Genomic DNA, 16,406 nt, shown 5'->3' with positions numbered 1-16,406 from the left:
ATGAAAATGAAATCATTGATCTTAGCCATTTTGTTACCGGCCTGCCTGATCGCAGGTAAAAGCCAGGCGCAATCCTTTTCCTTTGGCGACCTTTTCGGTCAGCAGGGCAAAAAGAAAAAACTGATGGCGGCACAGGTAGGCGGCATTTATACCTACCTCGACGCGCTGAAGGGCGGCTACAACATCATGCATCATGGCCTTGACCTCGCGCATGAACTCAAAGGCGGCACCTTCGGCCTCCATCGCGATTACTTCAGTTCGCTGGAGCAGGTCAGTCCGACAGTGCAGCAAAACCCCAAAGGCGAAGCGATCACCAAACTCTATCAGGAACTGACGCAGCGCCTGAACGTGGAGATCAGCTGGCAGAAAAAACAGGGGTCGCTGAAAAGCAATGAACTGGCCTACCTGGAAAAAGTAGCGGCCAACCTGAGCAAACTCGCGGAGCAGGACATGACGGAATTGAAGAACCTGCTGACCCCCGGAAAATTGCAGCTGACCGACCAGCAGCGACTGGACCGAATGGATAAACGCTATGCAGCCATGAAGGATAAAGCCGCTTTCGCAGCTTCCTTTACGGCCAAAACACGGGCACTATCCCAAAACCGGCAACGCGCGAAAGCGGAAAATGAACAGATCCAAAAACTTTACGGCATTTCCAAACCATGAAAAAGCGATTAAAAATATGGGTACTGATACTGCTTTTTGCCGGCATGTTACCGCTGACGACGCGGGCGCAATCCGTAACGGACTGCATCGAGCAACTGATTCTGGATTACCAGAAACTGGCGGGCCTGAAAAGCATACTCTCGCAGATGTACTCAGGTTATGATGTACTGCGTCAAGGCTACGGGGCCGTAAAAAATGTATCTCAGGGTAATTTTTCCCTGCACCAGGCCTTCCTTGACGGTCTGTTACTGGTCAGTCCGGCCATTCGCAAATATCCAAGGGTGGCGGATATCATCAGCGACCAGGCTACCCTGTTCAGTGAATATAAAATTGCCGCAAAGCGCTTTAGCAGTTCCGGCAGGTTTTCGTCTGAAGAACTGCAATACCTCACAGCGATCTACGACCAGCTTGCCGAGGCCAGCCTGAAAAACCTGGACAAACTGAGCATGGTCATGGGCGATAGTCAGCTGCGGATGAGCGACGCCGAGAGGCTGGCCGCTATCGACCGGATCTACCTGGACAGCCGAAACCAGCTGAGTTACCTGCGCAAGTTCAACGATCAGGCCGGGCAAATGATCCTCCTGCGGGAAAAAGCGGCTAGGGATAAACAAACCGTTAACAGCCTTTACGGCATCAATCCATGAACATGAAAAAAAGATCATTCCTATTTACCCTCCTGACGCTTTGCGCCAGCCTGTTGCCGCAGTTCGCGCACGCCGAAGGTGTTGCAGATGACCTGCATAGTTTGCAGGGCGTCCTTGCACAACTCTATCAGCAGATGCTGCCCCTTTGCCAGGGGATGATCGGTGTCGCCCGAGCCATTGCAGGCTTTGCAGCCTTATGGTATATCGCGGCCCGTATCTGGAAACACATTGCGGCCGCAGAACCGGTAGATGTTTATCCTTTACTGCGCCCCTTCGGCATGGGCATTTGTATCGCGGCATTCCCCGCCGTCCTTGCGCTGATGAATGGCGTGCTGCAACCAGTGGTGACGGCAACCGAGAATATGGTTTCCCGTTCCAATGCCGCCATTGCCTACCTGACCTCCCGGCCGGATGAAGATGCCGACCTTCCTGCCGGACAGCAAAATGCCGAACCGGATAAATGGTACCAGTACAGCCATCCTGATAATGCCAATCCCGACGGATCAACCGCCAATCCGATTTCCGATGCCTTTTCCGGCTGGAGTATCAAGAACATGGCCCGGAAATGGATCGCGGAAGTGCTCAATGTCCTGTTTCAGGCAGCAGCGCTGTGCCTGGATACGATCCGCATCTTTAAGCTGATCGTGTTGGCTATCCTCGGGCCTCTTTGTTTCGGGCTGAGCATTTTCGACGGTTTCCAGCATACCCTGAAGCAATGGCTGGCACGCTATGTCAATGTATTTATGTGGCTGCCGGTTGCCAATATCTTCGGTGCCATTATCGCCAAGATCCAGGTGAACATGATTGCGCTGGCGCAAAGCGGGCAATTGCAGGGGAACGACTTCGGCAATACCAATACAGCTTATCTGATATTTCTCGTCATCGGCATTCTCGGCTACTTCACCGTGCCTAGTATCGCCAACTATATTATGAATGTGGGTGGTCATGCGCTTTTCAATAAAACCTCCGCGCTGGCCTCGATGGCGGTTTCCTATCTCAGCGGATCGGTGATGCAAAATATGTTTACTTCCAATTCGCAGGTCAACACCCAAAACAGCAGCAGCAAACAAACCCAGTCCAATACCTACAATACGGAAAAGCTGAAAGGTTCGTCCGGTAAATCTCAATAATTATGTTTAAAAAATTCAGAAATATCGAAACGGCTTTCCAGCATGTCCGTGCTTTCACCATCGCCATTATCGCCTGTGCCTTTCTGGCTATTGGCTTTACGGTGTACCAAAGTCACCGGCTGATCGCCACCATCCAAAGCAGGGTGTATATTCTGTTCAACGGTAAAGTACTGGATGCGTTAGCCGCCGACCGAAAAGATAACGTCGCCGTTGAAGCCCGCGACCATATCAAAACCTTCCATGAGCTCTTCTTTACGCTGTCCCCGGATGACAAAGCGAACAAAGCCAACCTGGGTAAAGCGCTGTACCTGGCAGATGAAACGGCCAAACGGGAATACGATAACCTCAGTGAAAGCGGCTATTATGCCAATATCATCTCCGGCAATATCAGCCAGCAATTGCATGTGGACAGTGTTAACGTTGACCTGCGCAATTACCCCTACAGCTTCAAATGTTTCGCGACGCAAAGTATCATCCGCACGAGCAGTACCGTCACCCGTAGCCTGGTGACCACCGGCGAATTACGGAATATCGGCCGGAGCGATAATAACCCGCATGGTTTTCTCATCCAACGCTGGGCGACAATAGAAAATACGGACCTCAAAGTCATCAACCGCTAACCTCGAAACGCAGTCATTATCAATCATCAATAAAAAGATTATGGAAACACTCACCCTTCAACAAAAACGCAAACGCAAGGCCTTGCTGGTCTTACCCTTAATTGTATTTGCCTTCAGTACATTATTGTTTAAAGCCTTCGGTGGCGGGCAGGCCTACGCGGATCCGAGCCAGACAAGGTCGCAGGGCTTTAACACCCATTTGCCTGATGCCAGACTGAAAGATGAGCATGGCCTGGATAAAATGGGGTTTTACGACCGCGCAGCCGCAGACTCTGCCAAACGCAAACAGGCAGAACAGCTTGATCCTTACGCCAAACGCCTGTCGGATTCTGCGTCCGTTACTGCGGACACTGTTTTTTCCCCTCACCAGCCCGGCATTTTTGGGGATGACGGAAAGCATGAAGGCAGCGGTGCGACGGCCAAAGAAGTTATGCTTCAAAAAAAGCTGACGGAGTTACAGGCAGTTATTAATAAACCCGAAGTATCCGCTGGGGATAACAGCGCGCTTAACCGTTCAGCGTATGCGCAAAGAAAAGTTTACAGCGAACCACCGCTTACCATCCCTCCACCTGCGGAAGATCCCGAACTGAAACAGATGAATGGTTTACTGGAAAAGCTGCTGGACATCCAGCATCCTGAACGAATGCTGGAAAAGAGTAACCACACGGCTTCACCAAAGGCGGCAACAAAATTTCAGGCCATACCAGCGGTAATTGATGGCAATCAAAAGATTGTGCAGGGTACGGTTATACGGATGCGTTTGCTGGACAGTATTCGCCTGAACGGACAGTTGTTCCAGAAAGGGCAACTGATCTATGGCAGCGGTGACCTGTACAACCAGCGGGTAAAGATCAATATCAAACTGATCCATCTCGGGTTGAACATCATCCCGGTCGACCTGACCGTTTATGACCGCACCGACGGTATGGAAGGGATCTGTGTGCCTGAAGCGGTAACCGGTGATGAGCTGAAAGACGGTATGGTTAACGGTGTGCAAACCATGGATATGATGACCATGGATCCATCCATGTCGGCACAACTGGCAACTGCGGGAATCAATACGGCCAAGGGGCTTTTTTCCAAAAAGGTTAAACGGGTTAAAGGAAAGCTGAAGAACGGGCATGAGCTCTTGCTGAGGGATAACCTGCTTATAAAATCCAATCAACAATAATTAACCGAATCGTTCAATTTAACATTTAAAATTATGAATCAGTCAAGTTATCAGTACAATGCCGACACGCTTAAGAACCTGGGTTTCGGCGAAGAGATCGCCAAAGAATTGCATACTAAAATGGATCAGAATCTGACAGAGTTTACGCTAAAACATCATCAGGAATTTGGCAAAGATAAGATGGAATCGGTACTGCATTTCTCCAAAGGAGATCAACAAGATAAAGACATCACCTTTTTCAATCGTTTTGAGTCCACGCTGAAAAAAGAAGGCCTGGAGGATTTGACCCAGACATTTTTTATTGGAGCTAAACATAATTACACGCTTAAAGAGCGATATAACATAATGGATGGCAGATCGGTTTACCGGGAGCAGCCGAAAATGGAGCCGACCGAAGAAAACGGGGTAACAAAAATGAAACCGACCGGCGAAACCTATTACGCGTGGCGTGGCCTGAATTTTAAGGAAGCAGACAAGTATGGCAATTTCAATCCGAAGATCATCTTTTGGGACCACGAAAAGGAATTGCAAAAATATCCGATCAAAAATATACTGGAAAAATATGATCGTGCCCGTATTATGCGGCCGCTGGAAAAAGGCAATCGGGTATCTGTTACCCTGGTACGTGACGGGCAGGAAACACAGGCGCAGGTAGTAGCTAACCCTCGTATGATGCGTCTGGACTTTTATGATGATAAAGGTCAGAGCCTTGTTGTACGAAAAGTAGATAAACAGGCCGTCAGCCAAAGCCAGGAAAAGGAAATGACACCACAGGAAGTACAAAAAGCAGCTATTGCCAAAGCAGCGGAACAGGCTCAGGCCAATACCCCGGTTCAAAATCAGGCATCGGGAGCTAGACAAAATGAGGCTGAACAAAAACAGGAGCAGGGACAACGCCGCAGGCAGGGGGTGCACGTTTAGTCATGGAGTTCTGCAAGCCTCTATCGGTTTTTTTCGGGGCGGTGAAAAACGACCCAAGAATTTCTATCACCCATATTGGCTTGTTCGCGACTATTTTGGAGTATTGGCAAACGAGAGGTTTTCCGGTACCACTTTGTGCCTATGCGCATGAGATCATGCCGATGGCCAAAATATTGGCCAATACAACATATCACCGATGTATCCGGGATCTGCATGATTTCGGATACATCATTTATCAACCATCCTACAAGCGCAATGAGCGCAGCCGGATAATCTTAAAATGCGGAGAGAAAAGTGATGAATAACATAGAGGTTATCTGTATGCAAAGCGATGCGTTTTACAAGTTACTGGAAGAGGTCATCGCTCATTTTAAAAAGCCGGTCGCTGAGGTCCCGGACACCTGGATTTCAGCCTCTGAGGCGATGGCAAAACTGAAGATCAAAAGTAAAACGACGCTGCAAAAGCTAAGGGATGAGGGCCAGATACGGTTTACCCAACCGAAAAAGAAACTGATATTATATGATATCAATTCGATCAACGAATACCTGAATGATTTTGTTTATGAATCATTTGAATTGCCGAAAGCAGAGCAAAGGAAGGTTTAACCCTTCCTTTGCTTGTTAAAAATCCAGTATGGCGTCAATTGCACTATCCGCCTTTTTGTAAGAAAAATTTGACTGGTAATTCATTGTTGTTAATATACTTTCGTGACGATACATCTTCTGCAATACCTTTGGATGAATTTCCTTCTCTTCGGCTCTTTGCGCAAAGCTATGCCTGGCTTTATGTTGTGACGCTTTTTTTGCGCTCCCGATCATGCCCATTAAAAGATCCATCGTTTTATTAAGGCGTTTGCTGACGAATGAAATTCTGCGGCGAACTTCAAAACGGTCATCGAGTGATGGCAGATCTTGCAGATATGGAAAAATCAGTTTGTGGGGGTTTTCTTTGACATTTAAAGGATACTGCCGGATGATACGCAGTGCTTTTTCGGGCACTTTTACAGAGCCCCACTCGCCATTCTTGGACATTTTATAATGTAACCTGCCATTCTGAATATCTGTCCATTTTAAGAGTAAGCAATCGGTAACCCGCATTCCGGCGAAATAGAACTCTGTTAACCAGATATTGCGGGAATCGTTATAAATGACTGGATGCGTTGTGAGGTCAAGTTCTTCCAGTTGCTTAATTTCATATTCCTCCAATCCGATCTTTGCAGCACCGGTTAATTTAATGGATATATTTCCTTTCCCTCCAAATGGATAATAATCCTTACTGACTACCTTTGAGCTGATAGCTCTATTATAGATTGTCCTAATCACAATGATATGATTAGTGATTGTACGATCACTTAAAGGTTTTGGTGGTTTTTCTTTATCATAGGAAAACTTTTTAGCGACCTTTAAATAGATAGTGTACCGTTGTAGCAGGTCAACAGTAATTTCTTCAAAGCTTATTTTTTGATTGTTAACAAACTCATAGAATCGCTTAAGCCGTGTAGTATCCGCTTTGAGCGTATCGTAGTTGCCTAACGCTTTTTGATCTTCCAGGTAAATCTTGGCCACATCCTGAAAGTATAATTTTTCTTCCTCAACCCGCTTTAAACTAACTTTAACATCCTTGGCAGTAACATGGCCTTTTGTTTCCATTTCCAAAGCTTTATCATTGGCTTTGGCTATCTCATTTAATATGAAATTATTTAACCTGGTTGAATTAGGATGGGACTTATTTACCCGTTGCGCTTTTTCATTCCATTGATCCAAACTATCGAGTTTTTGCCCGGTCATAATATACACCTGTTTTCTGTTTACAGTAATACAGATTGAAATGGGGAATTTGCCATTTTTTGTTGGTCTTTTCCTGATGTAAACCCTTACGGTTGCCATAATTGAACACTTAATCAAACCCTACTTTACCGTTGGTAAAGCTATTGGTTTTGGTCATACAATGTTCATACAGACCCTGTATTGATATGGGATTATGTGGTTTAACATGATTTCAAAAACCGCGTTTAAGAGCCATATAAGCGGTTTTTGCATTTCCAAAAACCATTTCTTGAGCGATTCATAACCCTAAGGTCGGCAGTTCGATCCTGCTCCCCGCTACTTTGTTTAAAAGCATCAGTTGATTACTGATGCTTTTTTTGTTTGACACATCCTGAAATTTTAAATGCGACTGGGTAACTCGGATGGTTAGAGCGTAGGATTTATATCTGGCGGACGGCAGTTCGATCCTACTTCACAACGATCTTTTTTATTATCTTACTTCATGTTTACCGTTTATGTATTGTACTCTGAGAAGTTTGATTAGATCTATATTGGCTTTACATCCGATATGCACAATCGCTTTCTCTCCCATAATAAGCTGGCAACAAAGGGACATACAATTAAATATCGCCCATGGGTTATAGCATATACCGAGGAGTATGGTAGCAAATCCGAAGCTATGAAAAGAGAAAAGCAACTAAAATCAGCTAACGGCAGGGACTTTATTCGGAGTGAGATAAGGAAGAGCTTTGGCATTTCGAATGATTAAAACACTACGCTCATATCCATCAATTTTCAAACAGCAGTTCAATCTCCTGCCCCTACTTCTTCAGCATCCGTTTATCTATTCTCTCAAAAAAGGCGGTACGGTATTGTGCGCCTACCGGTACTTCGGCACCGCCATCCATCCAGATACGGTTGCCTTCTATGGCGGTTACACGCTCGAGGTTAATGGTATATGAACGGTGTACTCTGAAAAATTTGCTCGCGGGCAGTTGTTCCGTCAAGTCGCGGAGCGAGAGGTAAACCGTGATGGTTTCTTTGGTAAGATGGATCCTGATAAAGTTGTTAAGGCTCTCGGCATAAACAATATCGGCAAGGGCTACTTTCACCACCTTGCCTTTGTTGCCTGTTTGCACAAAAACGGATTGTGGGTTATCGGCAGGCGTTGCAGTGGCTTTGGCAGGCTGAGAATGCTTCACCCGCTCAACAGCCATTACAAAACGTTCGTAACGGATGGGTTTCAGCAGGAAATCTGCAGCGGCAAGGTCGTAGGCATCTACGGCGTATTGCGGGTGGCCGGTAGTGAAGATAACGCGGTATTGGTTCCCGAGAATCTTGAAAACATCAAGGCCTGATAGTCCCGGCATATCCACATCCAGGAAAAGAATGTCTGGTGGTTGCGCAGTTACTTCCTGCAGGCCTATCACGGGGTTGTGCGACCAGCCGCCGAGCTGCATGCCGGGCGTTTTAGCGATATAGTCTTTCAGCAACTCTACCGCATGTTCCTCATCATCTATGATATAGCAACTAAGCATAACACATCAGATTGGATAACAAGATCAGTATAATAAGTCTCTTCGGTCTCGTTCATGCGCAGGCTAAAGCCGTCGCCGTAGGCATGCTGTAGGCGCATACGACTATTGGCGAGGCCCATCCCCGTCCCCGGCATGCTGGCAGCATTGCTGAGTTTTTTGTTACGTGTAGAAAAGCACAGGTTACCATCTTGCAATTGCAGGCGTATCACCGCGGGTTGCGACGCATCTTCCAGGTCGCCGTATTTTAGTACATTCTCTACCAGGGTAAGCATCACCAGCGGAACAACTTTTAATTCGCCGGCATCCACATCGCACTCAAACTTCACCTGCAGGCGGTCGTTAAAACGAACCTGGTTCAGTTGCAGCAGATCGCGCAGGGCCGCTATCTCATCGCGCAGTAAGGCAAGGCCATCCGTATCTGAAGGGCGTAGCGAGTAGCGTGTAATATCTGCCAGCAGCAGCACCGCATCGCCGGCTTTGCCCGATACTTTGTAAATGGCGTTATAAATAAAGCTGAGGGTATTAAAAAACAAATGCGGGTTGATCTGCGCGCGCAGCACTGCATTGCGCGATTGCAGCAACTCCTGCTGCAGCAGAACATCCTGCCGCTCGTGTTGCCACTTTTCGCGCTCCAGCTGCAAAACCTTTTCTTTTGAGCGAAAAAGATTAACGCCAACACCGTAGATAGACGATATCCCCATGAAATACAGGCAGCGGTACAGGCTGCCCACCAATATCATCTTCATGGGTAGTATAACGCGGGTTGCAACCGGCATAAAATTCCACAGAAACAGGTTTTCGGCATGATTGAGGATAATGTAGCCGGCAATTTCGCAAAGGGTAAGCAGGGCTTTTTGCTTTCTGCTGAGGCTGCTTGTTATGTTTGCAACATGCACATAAAAAAGCAGCATGTTAAGCAGATAGTGGAAAACGTAGTCGGAAGTTGGTGCCACGCGACCGGCCAAAACATACGATGTAGAAATCTCGTAGGTAATAAAAACAGCCCAGGCCAACATGTGATAAACGTACAACTTCTTCAACTTCACAATGCTAATATAACCGTTTACCCCCCGCAAACCACCATTTACATTATTTTTTTCGGAACCACACGGCAGCATGGTATTTTTAAAAGTGCAATCCGGAGAATTACTCCTTCCGGTTTTTTTGAACCTAAACCTTATCGCAATTGCAAAGTTGGCTATTGAACCACGGTTGGCTATTTAGCTTTTTGCAAACGACACACGCTGAACGTGTGCGCAGGGGAAGGAGGCACCAGCGAGGTCAACCTACAAGCTATCGTCTGTGACACCCGCATTCAATCGCATAGATATTAGAGAAGCCCTATCTGTTAAAGCGCCGTTTCTGTAGTGGTACTGCACCAAAATCTTTTGCTTCTTCTTTTTATTTATCCAAACAAATTCGTTCCCGACCCGCTTATATCCGGAATCTTTATCGAATTTATTGCACAGAAGATCAATATATTTTTGACCGGCAATTAGCTCTTCAGATTTAACACAGACGTTACCTTTCAAATAATATGTAGAAAAATACATACCACCTGATGTGGTAGTAACCTTTGGGAAAGCAATATCTATTTCACAAGAACCCTTTCCCATTGTATCTATACCTCTAATTTGGCCGTTTCTCTGACTACTGAACGATAATATTTGTTCTTTGCTTTTACCCAGCAAGGTCTGAGCATGCCCAGTAAAACAACTCAGCAAACTCGCCAGGCAGGTTATCCAAAACATTTTATTCTTCATTACCGAATGATAAGGTATCTGTAGTATTCTTTTTAATCAATTTTATTAAATAGCTATTGTGCTTTTTTATAATAGTGTCGCCAACATCGAATTTCATATTAGAGCGCCATATCAGATGGAAGGACTCATATTCCTTTCCTTTTACAGTAAAGTGAGCGATGCTTTTCTTGTAATAGTAAACAGCCTCTATCGGGCCGTTAATATCCCATATATAGGCTTTGCGTTTATCCACCATCAGCTTGAGGTCCATGCAGCAGAAAAAAATCACAGCAAGCCCAATTCCTAAATATTTCCAACGCATCATAACCAATAGTAAATCACCAGCCTAATATAAAAAAATCCGGTGGTTTCAACGCGTACAAGCTCGTTAAAAAGGCCGCTTCCCTCTCAGGAAGCGGCCTTTTACATTAACTATATTTCTCAATCTTAAAACAACGTGAACTCAACCCTGCGGTTCATCTGGCGGCCTTTAGCTGTTTTGTTGGTAGCTATTGGCTGGGTATAACCGTAACCGGTAGCCTCAATACGTGATGCATTTGCACCTTTTGATACGAGGTAGTTTTTAACCGCCTGTGCCCTTGCTTTTGACAGTATCATGTTAGCCATCATTTTTCCGCGGTTATCGGTATGGCCGGCCAGTTTAAGGCTGAAATCTTTTTTGATCAGCAGTTCGGCAACACGGTCAAGCGTTGGGTATGAGCTTTCTTTAATAACTGCTTTACCGTAAGCAAACTCAAGGTTTTTAATAGCATCACCAATTACGCGGCGATCATCAATGGTTATAACCTCTTTCTCTTTAACTACCGGTAACGGACAGCCACCGCCATCAACCTTAACACCGGCAGGTGTGCCAGGGCATTTGTCGTATTTGTTGGCTACGCCATCGTTATCATCATCAGCCATATCCCTTTCGTCCTGCAGACGTTTTTGCTCGGCGGCGGCGGCCTGTGCGGCAAGTTGTGCATTGGTTTCTTTCACTTCCTCATGCACTACGGCCACGGTGCTGAAATTCTCAAGCGAGCGCGAGTGTTTTTTACCGAACCTGTACTCTATACCCAGGTGGCCGTATGACATGTGATCATGCAAACCGCTTTTGTAGCCGTCAAAGTTGTTGGTACGCAACGAGTAAACGGTATATCCCAGGTCGATGTTAACTGCTTCTGATACACCGAACTTAAAGCCTATCCCGATTGGCAGATACCAGCTTTTTCCATCGCCATTCTCGGCAGTCATTGCGCCGGCAACGGGCGGCGGTATATTACGTACCGTTGTACTGTATGACATGTAACCCACACCCGCAGTTAAATAAGGCACTACTGCAGCGCGCTTGATAGATAAGCCGATATTAGGTATAGTGAAATATGCACTAAGGTCTGCCGCCCAGTTGATATTGGTTTCGTAACCGCTATCATCCCGGCCGGGTGTGCCCTCGGGGATGTTATTTAACCTGGAACCGTTCACCTTACCAAACAGGAAATTAGCCTGTAAACCAAACGGCGAAAGGATCTGATATTTAGCAAAGGCCGAGAAGCCAAATTTTGAATTGGGCTTACCATAATCTCCGTTAGTAGTGCGGTTAAAGGGGGTCCAGTGGGTAAGGAAGCCCCCGTTTGCACCGAGAGAAAATCTGCGCAGGTTTTGGGTGCTGGTGTCAACACCGGCAGTTTGGGCCATCCCCATACCGGAGATTGCCATTAATGATGCGATAAGGCAACATTTTTTAAATGTTATTTTCATGATGGTAAATTTTTTAGGTGTTATCATATAAAGAACTATCGTATATGCATGAATTCACAAACCGTTAATTAGATCAATAAGCATTTTTGTTGCCCGCAAGCGTATACACCACCGTTAAGAAGATGATATACATATCCAGCAGAAAGGTCCAGTTTTTGAGGTACCATACATCCGCCTCAACGCGGTTAAGCATCTCATTTACAGTAGCCGTACGGCCGCGCAAACCATTGGCCTGTGCCCAACCGGTTATGCCCGGTTTAACTAGGTGCCGTATCATAAAAATATCTATCAGCTCAGAGTATTCTCTGGTTTGCGAAAGCATGTGCGGCCGCGGGCCCACTACAGACATATCGCCCATCAGCACATTAAAAAACTGAGGCAATTCATCCAGGTTGGTGCGCCTTAAAAATGCGCCTACCCTGGTTATGCGGGGGTCGCCCATTGCAGTTTGTGCAGAGTCGCAGTCTTTATTGATGCACATACTCCTGAACTTATAGCAATTAAATGCCCTGTTATCGCGGGACGATCGTTTTTGTGAAAAAATCACCGGGCCTTTTGATTCAAGCCTTATCAGCAAAGCGATAATGGGGAGTAGCCAGCTTAACACCAGGATGATGACCGCCAGAGAGAATACGATATCAAATGCCCGCTTGCTTGCCCTAAACCAATAATTGTTGGTGTAAAAAACATTCTCGTTATCAATCTCTAACAGCAAACCATTAAATGTGAAGGCATTGTTGATAAGCATGTGCGTATGCGCCGGGAAAGTGATATGCGGATACGACTGACCAAAATATCGCATCAGTTCTTTATCGTGCTCAACCCGTAACGATGGTTTAAATAATTGCATATAACTGCTGGAAAACCCGTCGTGTACCAGGATAGAAATGATTCGGCTAAGGGATGTAACTCTTTCCATAAACTGGTTTATTAACTATTAAACTTGTTTCAATAAGCGTTTTTCTATTTGCGTGCTATAGTGAATATCAGCAGCGCCGTGTTTAAAAAAAGTAGCCCCGGTTGCACTATGGTAGAGAAATCCTGCATCTTCTCGTTCTTTATAGCGCGCCTGTTTTGAGCCACATAAATAATATCCTGGCTTTGCAAGATGATGGCCGGGTTTGATACCGTCCTGAAATCGCCAAGGTCAAAATACATCACCTGCGGGTCTTTCATACCGCCGCGTACTATCTTCACCTTCTTCTCGTCACCTTTATCTGTTAAGCCCCCGGCTTGCGCCAGTATATCTATCAAATTGGTTTTATCGCTCACCAGCATGTAGCTGCCCGGCTGCCTCACTTCACCAAATATGGAAACCTTAAGGTTCATGATCTGCAGATCAATGATGGGGTTCTTAAGCACCGTGCGGCCATACAGCATCTGTATCTTTTTACTGGCTTCTAACTTGGTTAAACCGGCTACTTTAACTTTCCCTAATGCAGGCAGCGCCACGGTACTATCATTCTCTACCTGGTAGGTTTGCGGCACGGGGGCATTAGGGGCCGAGCCTGTGCCACCGGTAGCGCTGCCGCCGGCAGGTACCGTAACCACATAGTTTATATCCTGCAGGTTGCGCATCTGCAATATGTCCTGCGTTTGTATCTTATACTCAGGGGGTGCTACGCCCATTGATATGTTCCTGTCATTAGCGCCATGCGTTTCAAAAAGCAACTGGTTTTGCTTGTATGAACACGATGCTGTAAGCATCAGTAATACGCCTGCAGTAAAGGCCATCCGATAATTGCTCAACCACTTTTTAGTAGCCATTTTCTTAGTTGTTTTTTAGTTGGAGTTTTATTTGCGCTTCCGCAACATTTTGCGGGTTTAAAGCAGCCCTCTCCCTCACTATCTGTTCAAAATGGCTGGCGTAAGAATTAACTATATTATCGATGCTGTAAAAATTCTCTATCCTATCGCGGTTATTAGCTATCATGTGATCGTAGTTGCCTGATGCCTTGTTCACATTCATTAAATGTTCTGCAACGTCTTTGGCAGTGCTGAAGTACTGCGCATTCTCATTAAGTACAGCGCGGTTAAAAACATTATCATTGGCACATATCAAGGCGTTTGATGCCATAGCCTCAAGCAGCGATGGATTAGTGCCACCAACCGTATGCCCGTGGAAATACAGGTTAGAGTAATACCTAAGGTTATTCAGCTTCTCGGCGCGGAAAATGCCGCCTAAAAAAACGATATCCTGGTTATATTTAAACTTGTTGACCAGGTAGCTGCCAAAGGCATTGTTGGTATCGCCAACCACCAGGAACTTTTGCCCTGTTTGCGCCTGCGAGTAACCATCCAGTATCACCTCAACACTATTTTCAGGCTCCATCCTGGCTATCAGTATGCTGTACCGGTAAGGCTCAACGTTATATTCTTCAATGGCCGACAGATCATTGTTATTAAACAACGTAGCTCCGTAGGGGATGAACACAGGTTCTTTACCGTACTTATTTTTGATGTAACGCTGTATCTCGGTAGAGTCAGCAATAAGATGGTCACTGGTGAGCACGGCAAGGCGTTCGGCGAGGCGCAAAAAAGCTTTGGCCCTTTTTGAATATTTAGCACGGTTCCATTCCATGCCATCCATATTGGTAGTTATTACCGATTGCTTGGGTAGCAACCAGCCCCAAACAGAGCTGCTGGTATAACCCAGTTGCAGTATCACATCAAAATTTCTTTTACGGGCATCCCTTATGCAGTTCAGATCATAAAAGAACTGGCCCGGTGTACCCATTTTATATTCGGGGTCATAACAGTGGCATATCTCCACCCCGTTCCATTGCTTTTCCTGGTAAGGATGGTTGTGCGAATTATAAACCGCAACTTCAAATCCTCTTTTTACTAAACCAACCGACAAGTATTCTGCACATTGTTCAAACCCGCCGTAGTTGTTGGGGATGCCTCTTGTTCCAATGATAGCGATGCGCATGGTATTTAATTATTAGTAGACGATATTCCTAAATACCTGATAGTAATTTAGACGTTATTTGATCATTAGGGGGCCTTAATCAATACTCTATATTACATCAAAAACCGCTTAAAACATGTGAACAAGGCCTATATGAACGAAATGAACAAGAATGAACAGAGTGAACAAAACAGACCGTTGTGTTTTGAGTGAATAGTTTCCATTGCTTTAAATTAAGACAGTAGAGCAGTTGGGAAAACAGCAAAAAAGGGCGTAACATTTATTACTTTTTCAGAGGATACCCAAAACTTATTTAACAGGCATAAACTATGAATAACGTCCTCAAATTTTTAACAAGGATAAACCTGAAGACGATTCGTTTTAACTTTAAGTATTTCCCTTTTAAAACGGCAATTAAATTCCCTGTTTTTATATCTAACAACGTTTTTTTGCACCAGATGAAAGGCCGGGTTATCATAAACGGCCCTATAAAAACAGCCTTGGTACAGATAGGATATGGCAAGATCGGCATCTCAGATTTCAAGCGCTCGCGGGCAATTTGGGAAGTGCATGGCGATGTGGTTTTTAACGGCCGGGCGTTTATTATGCATGGATGCAAACTTAACGTGGCTGCAGGTGCTCAACTCATTTTTGGCGATGATTTTAACATGAGTACCGAGTGCGCCATTGTAGCACACAAAAAGATACAGATTGGTAACCACAGCGGCATATCATGGGAGAGCCTGGTAATGGATACAGATTTCCATCATATTGCTGATGAAACGGGCACTGTGTTTAATCACCCTAAAGAAATTATTATTGGCGATAATGTTTGGGTGGCATGCAAATGCACCATATTAAAAGGAGCGGTTATCCCTAACGGATGCGTGGTTGCAGCAAACTCGATGATAACAAAGGCCCTCGTTGGCGAGAAAAGCATTTTTGGCGGCAATCCTATAAGGGTACTCAAAACCGGGATATCCTGGTGGTATTAAATGATCGGCAGCACGTAATTGCCAAGATCATAAACCAGGTTTGGGTTACGGTCGGCAACTTTTTTGGCGGGTACACCGCCCACTACAGTGTACGGGGCAACATTACGGGTAACTACCGCGCCGGCAGCTACAACCGCTCCCTTACCAATGGTAACCCCGGGCAATATCACTGCCCGTGAACAGATCCAGGCATAATCTTCTATGGAAACGGGTGCACCGGCCTGAGCAAAATCGGGGCTGTTATAATCATGGTGCAGCGTCCAGATCATTACCTCGTTGCTTAAGTTTACATTGCTGCCAATAAACAACCCCATGCGGGCATCAAGCATGGCTTTATGGCCGATGATGGTGCTATTGCCTATTCTCATTTTCCATGGCGAGCGTACCTCAAACCCACGGTACAGGCCTACCTTTTTACCTATGCTTGCCTTCAACAATCTTAACAAGGCTATCCGCAGGCTATGGAATGGTAAAAGGGCGATGGTTCCACATACGATGTAGATACACGAGCCTTTGAATTTTGCAAAGCCGTTTGCCATGGTG

General features: G+C 45.7%; 19 protein-coding genes. 9 read left to right on the top strand and 10 right to left on the bottom strand.

Annotated features, from left to right (window positions below; genetic code table 11):
- The 7 genes from D0C36_RS15705 to D0C36_RS15670 all read left to right on the top strand — a co-directional run bounded on the left by D0C36_RS15705 (position 1) and on the right by D0C36_RS15670 (position 5,758).
- A complete protein-coding gene (locus D0C36_RS15705; RefSeq protein ID WP_147322013.1) occupies positions 1-666 on the top strand; it encodes a hypothetical protein in 666 nt (221 codons plus the stop codon).
- Positions 663-1,310: a TerB family tellurite resistance protein gene (locus tag D0C36_RS15700; RefSeq protein ID WP_117392545.1), complete on the top strand. Its 648-nt coding sequence runs from the start codon at positions 663-665 to the stop codon at positions 1,308-1,310. The genes D0C36_RS15705 and D0C36_RS15700 overlap by 4 nt, the downstream gene beginning before the upstream one ends.
- A 2-nt stretch (positions 1,311-1,312) precedes the next feature.
- Positions 1,313-2,440, top strand: a complete 1,128-nt coding sequence (gene traJ / locus D0C36_RS15695) for a conjugative transposon protein TraJ (protein WP_117392786.1) — start codon at positions 1,313-1,315, stop codon at positions 2,438-2,440.
- A 2-nt stretch (positions 2,441-2,442) separates the two neighbouring features.
- The gene (gene traK, locus D0C36_RS15690; RefSeq protein WP_117392544.1) at positions 2,443-3,060 is read left to right on the top strand and encodes a conjugative transposon protein TraK; all 618 of its coding nucleotides are present in this window, start codon (positions 2,443-2,445) and stop codon (positions 3,058-3,060) included.
- A 40-nt stretch (positions 3,061-3,100) separates the two neighbouring features.
- The gene (locus D0C36_RS15685; RefSeq protein WP_117392543.1) at positions 3,101-4,231 is read left to right on the top strand and encodes a conjugative transposon protein TraM; all 1,131 of its coding nucleotides are present in this window, start codon (positions 3,101-3,103) and stop codon (positions 4,229-4,231) included.
- A 120-nt stretch (positions 4,232-4,351) separates the two neighbouring features.
- Positions 4,352-5,152: a hypothetical protein gene (locus D0C36_RS15680; RefSeq protein ID WP_158557125.1), complete on the top strand. Its 801-nt coding sequence runs from the start codon at positions 4,352-4,354 to the stop codon at positions 5,150-5,152.
- Between the two features lie 297 nt (positions 5,153-5,449).
- On the top strand, positions 5,450-5,758 hold the full coding sequence (locus D0C36_RS15670; protein ID WP_233524496.1) for a MerR family transcriptional regulator: 309 nt from the start codon (positions 5,450-5,452) through the stop codon (positions 5,756-5,758).
- A 15-nt stretch (positions 5,759-5,773) separates the two neighbouring features.
- Here the strand turns inward: D0C36_RS15670 and D0C36_RS15665 are convergent, their stop codons facing one another.
- On the bottom strand, positions 5,774-7,039 hold the full coding sequence (locus tag D0C36_RS15665; RefSeq protein ID WP_117392540.1) for a site-specific integrase: 1,266 nt from the start codon (positions 7,037-7,039) through the stop codon (positions 5,774-5,776).
- 424 nt (positions 7,040-7,463) lie between these two features.
- Here D0C36_RS15665 and D0C36_RS15660 point away from each other — a divergent pair, with 424 nt between their 5' ends.
- Positions 7,464-7,688, top strand: a complete 225-nt coding sequence (locus tag D0C36_RS15660) for a GIY-YIG nuclease family protein (protein ID WP_317126777.1) — start codon at positions 7,464-7,466, stop codon at positions 7,686-7,688.
- 52 nt (positions 7,689-7,740) lie between these two features.
- Here the strand turns inward: D0C36_RS15660 and D0C36_RS15655 are convergent, their stop codons facing one another.
- The 8 genes from D0C36_RS15655 to D0C36_RS15620 form a co-directional block, all read right to left on the bottom strand.
- Entirely contained in the window at positions 7,741-8,457 is a 717-nt protein-coding gene (locus D0C36_RS15655) for a LytR/AlgR family response regulator transcription factor (RefSeq protein ID WP_117392539.1), read from the bottom strand.
- Positions 8,436-9,497, bottom strand: coding sequence for a sensor histidine kinase (locus D0C36_RS15650; RefSeq protein ID WP_158557124.1), 1,062 nt, complete (start codon positions 9,495-9,497; stop codon positions 8,436-8,438). The genes D0C36_RS15655 and D0C36_RS15650 overlap by 22 nt, the downstream gene beginning before the upstream one ends.
- Positions 9,498-9,743: 246 nt before the next feature.
- On the bottom strand, positions 9,744-10,220 hold the full coding sequence (locus D0C36_RS15645) for a hypothetical protein (protein ID WP_117392537.1): 477 nt from the start codon (positions 10,218-10,220) through the stop codon (positions 9,744-9,746).
- Positions 10,210-10,470: a hypothetical protein gene (locus D0C36_RS15640; protein WP_147322012.1), complete on the bottom strand. Its 261-nt coding sequence runs from the start codon at positions 10,468-10,470 to the stop codon at positions 10,210-10,212. The genes D0C36_RS15645 and D0C36_RS15640 overlap by 11 nt, the downstream gene beginning before the upstream one ends.
- Before the next feature lie 176 nt (positions 10,471-10,646).
- Positions 10,647-11,957, bottom strand: coding sequence for an OmpA family protein (locus tag D0C36_RS15635; protein WP_117392784.1), 1,311 nt, complete (start codon positions 11,955-11,957; stop codon positions 10,647-10,649).
- Positions 11,958-12,030: 73 nt separating this feature from the next.
- The gene (locus D0C36_RS15630) at positions 12,031-12,876 is read right to left on the bottom strand and encodes a sugar transferase (protein ID WP_117392535.1); all 846 of its coding nucleotides are present in this window, start codon (positions 12,874-12,876) and stop codon (positions 12,031-12,033) included.
- A 44-nt stretch (positions 12,877-12,920) separates the two neighbouring features.
- Positions 12,921-13,724: a polysaccharide biosynthesis/export family protein gene (locus D0C36_RS15625; protein WP_117392534.1), complete on the bottom strand. Its 804-nt coding sequence runs from the start codon at positions 13,722-13,724 to the stop codon at positions 12,921-12,923.
- A 4-nt stretch (positions 13,725-13,728) separates the two neighbouring features.
- Positions 13,729-14,889, bottom strand: a complete 1,161-nt coding sequence (locus D0C36_RS15620; RefSeq protein ID WP_117392533.1) for a DUF1972 domain-containing protein — start codon at positions 14,887-14,889, stop codon at positions 13,729-13,731.
- A 308-nt stretch (positions 14,890-15,197) separates the two neighbouring features.
- Here D0C36_RS15620 and D0C36_RS15615 point away from each other — a divergent pair, with 308 nt between their 5' ends.
- Positions 15,198-15,863 carry an acyltransferase gene (locus D0C36_RS15615; protein WP_117392532.1) on the top strand — a complete coding sequence of 222 codons (666 nt, stop codon included), beginning with the start codon at positions 15,198-15,200 and terminating at the stop codon, positions 15,861-15,863.
- Here the strand turns inward: D0C36_RS15615 and D0C36_RS24920 are convergent.
- Positions 15,860-16,402, bottom strand: a complete 543-nt coding sequence (locus D0C36_RS24920; protein WP_117392531.1) for an acyltransferase — start codon at positions 16,400-16,402, stop codon at positions 15,860-15,862. The two genes, D0C36_RS15615 and D0C36_RS24920, sit on opposite strands and share 4 nt — an antisense overlap.
- Positions 16,403-16,406 lie beyond the last annotated feature (4 nt).

Source organism: Mucilaginibacter conchicola, from assembly GCF_003432115.1.
Classification (GTDB): Bacteria; Bacteroidota; Bacteroidia; order Sphingobacteriales; family Sphingobacteriaceae; genus Mucilaginibacter; species Mucilaginibacter conchicola.
The sequence above is the reverse complement of the archived record's forward strand: the minus strand, read 5'-3'. Positions and strand labels throughout refer to the sequence as shown.